At 72.5% G+C, this 3,034-nt stretch carries 3 protein-coding genes; 2 read left to right on the forward strand and 1 reads right to left on the reverse strand.

Going from position 1 to position 3,034, the window contains the following annotated elements; translation table 11 throughout:
* Positions 1–103 precede the first annotated feature (103 nt).
* Entirely contained in the window at positions 104–1,168 is a 1,065-nt protein-coding gene (gene hemE / locus ACFXA3_RS39865; protein WP_385195894.1) for a uroporphyrinogen decarboxylase, read from the reverse strand.
* A 91-nt stretch (positions 1,169–1,259) separates the two neighbouring features.
* On the opposite strand from hemE, the gene ACFXA3_RS39870 reads away from it, so the two are divergent.
* Both ACFXA3_RS39870 and ACFXA3_RS39875 read left to right on the forward strand, forming a co-directional pair.
* The gene (locus ACFXA3_RS39870) at positions 1,260–1,916 is read left to right on the forward strand and encodes a DUF3000 domain-containing protein (RefSeq protein ID WP_385195896.1); all 657 of its coding nucleotides are present in this window, start codon (positions 1,260–1,262) and stop codon (positions 1,914–1,916) included.
* 303 nt (positions 1,917–2,219) lie between these two features.
* A complete protein-coding gene (locus ACFXA3_RS39875; protein ID WP_007267191.1) occupies positions 2,220–2,882 on the forward strand; it encodes a response regulator transcription factor in 663 nt (220 codons plus the stop codon).
* The last annotated feature ends 152 nt before the right edge of the window (positions 2,883–3,034 follow it).

Consider the following 3,034-nt stretch of genomic DNA (forward strand, 5'->3'; position numbering starts at 1 on the left):
CCGGGCCGGCGGGGCTCACCCGCCGCCGGCCCCGGCCCCCCGCCGGGACCGCCCCGTTGGGGGGCGGGGGTGGGGCCGGGGCGGGGCTCGCCGCCCCTCCGGATCAGCTCGCGGTCTTGGTGTGGACGTAGTCCACCAGGCGGGTCAGGGCGTCCGGGTCCGTCGTCGGGAGGACGCCGTGGCCCAGGTTGAAGACGTGGCCCTCCAGGCCGGCCGCGGCCGCCAGGACCTCGTCCGCCTTCGTGCGCACGGCCTCCTCGGTGGAGAAGAGCACGGCCGGGTCCAGGTTCCCCTGGAGCGCCTTGCCGGGGCCGATCCGCTTGACGGCCTCGTCCAGCGAGACCCGGTAGTCGACGCCCATGACGTCCGCGCCGGCCTCGCCCATCAGGCCGAGCAGCTCACCCGTGCCGACGCCGAAGTGGATCCGCGGGACCCCGTACGAGGCGACCGACTCGAAGACCTTCGCCGAGGCGGGCATGACCGAGCGCCGGTAGTCCGCCGGGGGGAGCGCGCCGACCCAGGAGTCGAAGAGCTGGACCGCGGAGGCGCCGGCCTCGATCTGGACCTTCAGGAAGGCGGAGGTGATCTCCGCGAGGCGGTCCAGCAGGTCGGCCCACAGCTGCGGGTCGCCGTACATCAGGGCCTTGGTGTGCTCGTGGTTCTTCGACGGGCCGCCCTCGACGAGGTAGCTCGCGAGGGTGAAAGGCGCGCCGGCGAAGCCGATCAACGGCGTGGAGCCCAGTTCACCCGTGAGCATGCCGATCGCCTCGGTGACGTACGAGACGTCCTCGGGGGTGAGGTCGCGCAGCTGTGCGAGGTCCTCGCGGCGGCGGATCGGCCGGGCGACGACGGGGCCGACGCCGGGCTTGATGTCCAGGTCGACGCCGATGGCCTTCAGCGGGACGACGATGTCGGAGAAGAAGATCGCCGCGTCCACGTCGTGGCGGCGGACGGGCTGGAGCGTGATCTCCGTGACCAGGTCGGGCCGCATGCACGACTCCAGCATCTGGGTCCCCTCGCGCACCTTGCGGTACTCGGGGAGCGAGCGCCCGGCCTGCCGCATGAACCACACCGGGGTGTGCGGCACCGGCTCCCGCCGGCACGCCTTCAGGAAGGCGGAATCGTACGTCTGACTCGGCTGGCCCGTGGGGCGGTCATTGGCGCTCACGCCGCAAATCTTCGCACGTATGAAGAAGTGCGCGGCCCGGCACGGGTGTCCCTGCGGCGCGCGGACGCTCGTTCCGCCTAGTCTTCCCCGCATGGCTGCGGCTCAGGGACGATTTTCAGATGGCGCCGACGGTATGGACAGCGCGAAGGAGAGCTCCGTCCCGCTCCCGTTCCGGCGGGCGGTCGACGGCTTGAAGAAGGCGCGGCTGCGTCCGGGGATCGAGATCGACCCCGCCAGACCGCCGCAGCGCCTGGCCCCGCACGCGTACGCCCTCGAAGCCGCGGTCGTGGACGGCGAGGACGATCTGGCCGACGGCCGGCTCATCCTGCTCCACGATCCGTCCGGGCACGACGCGTGGCACGGGACGTTCCGCCTGGTGACGCTCGTACGGGCCGAGCTGGAGCCCGAGATGGCCGCCGATCCCCTCCTGCCCGAGGTGTGCTGGTCGTGGCTGACCGGGGCGCTGGAGGCGCGCGGACTGGCGTACGGGGAGGCGAGCGGCACCGTGACCATGGCGAGCTCGCACTATTTCGGCGGGCTCTCGGAGCGGCGGCCGGCCACGCAGATCGAGATCAGGGCCTCGTGGACGCCGCGGGAGGGCGTGGGCGGGGTGCCGGACACCTCGGCGCACCTGTCGGCTTGGTGCGAGCTGCTGTGCCAGATCGCCGGGCTGCCGCCGGTGGGGCCGACGGACTCGGGGACCGGCGTGGTCTCCCTGCCACAGCGGCGCGGTCCGCACCACCCGTAGCCGCCCGTGGCCGCCCGTGGCCGCCCGCGCGGCACCCGCGGCGGCGTCCGAACGCACCGGGCCCCGTAGAACGGTCGATCGAGGGCCGGCGGCGGAGTGTCGGAACCGGGCGCCCGTTGTGGGCTTCTGATCACCCGATGATCGATCGTGCGTCCGAATTGCCCGAATTGTTACTCACCAAATCGTGATCATTCCCTAAAGCCGGGCGGGTGACGTGCCGAAGGAGTGGGTGACCATCCGCACGGTTCGCACCGGCTTCCTTCCCCGAGCCGGCCCGTCCCGCCACTCCCCCAGGAGGCCTAGGTGTCCGTTCTTCTCGAGCAGCCCGCAAGCCTGGTCGCCTACCGCCCGAACAAGCCGACGGCCATGGTCGTCGTGGCCGACCCGCGCGTGCGTTCCACCGTGACCCGCCATCTGTGGGCCCTCGGAGTACGTGACGTGATCGAGGCGTCGTCCATCGCGGAGGCCCGCCCCCGCGTCGGCAGCCCGCGCGACATCTGCGTGGCCGACGTACACCTGCCCGACGGTTCCGGTCTCACCCTGCTCTCCGAGACGCGGGCCGCCGGCTGGCCGAACGGCCTGGCCCTGTCCGCCGCCGACGACATCGGCGCCGTGCGCAACGCCCTCGCGGGCGGAGTGAAGGGCTACGTCGTCACCGGCACGCGCACCAACATCGGGCTCCCCACCCGGCCCGGCGCCGCCCCCATCGGTGCCGCCGCCGCCCGCATGCACCGCCGCCCCCCGGGTGCCCCGAGCCACCCGGGCGGCTACCGCGAGCTCTCCGGCCGCGAGGTCGAGGTCCTGCGCCTCGTCGCGGAGGGCCAGTCCAACAAGGCCATCGGCGTCTCGATGGGCCTGTCCGCCCTGACCGTCAAGTCCCACCTCGCCCGGATCGCCCGCAAGCTGGGCACCGGCGACCGGGCCGGGATGGTCGCCGTCGCACTGCGCACCGGAATCATCCACTGACACCTCCCGGCCACGCCCCGGCAAACGGCGGGGAAAGCCGGGGACTCGGCCCCGCACACGCCTCGCGGCCCGGGACGGGAAACTTAGGGGACGGGTGCGGGACAAACACCAATATCAATATCAGATAAAACAAAGACAGGAGCGACCACAAT

The sequence above is a fragment of the Streptomyces sp. NPDC059456 genome (assembly GCF_042750055.1).
Lineage (GTDB): Bacteria > Actinomycetota > Actinomycetes > Streptomycetales > Streptomycetaceae > Streptomyces.

Bases quoted from the DNA above. Each gene is read 5' to 3' on its own strand.
- ACFXA3_RS39870 (WP_385195896.1), top strand. From the start codon at position 1,260: ATGGCTGCGGCTCAGGGACGATTTTCAGATGGCGCCGACGGTATGGAC.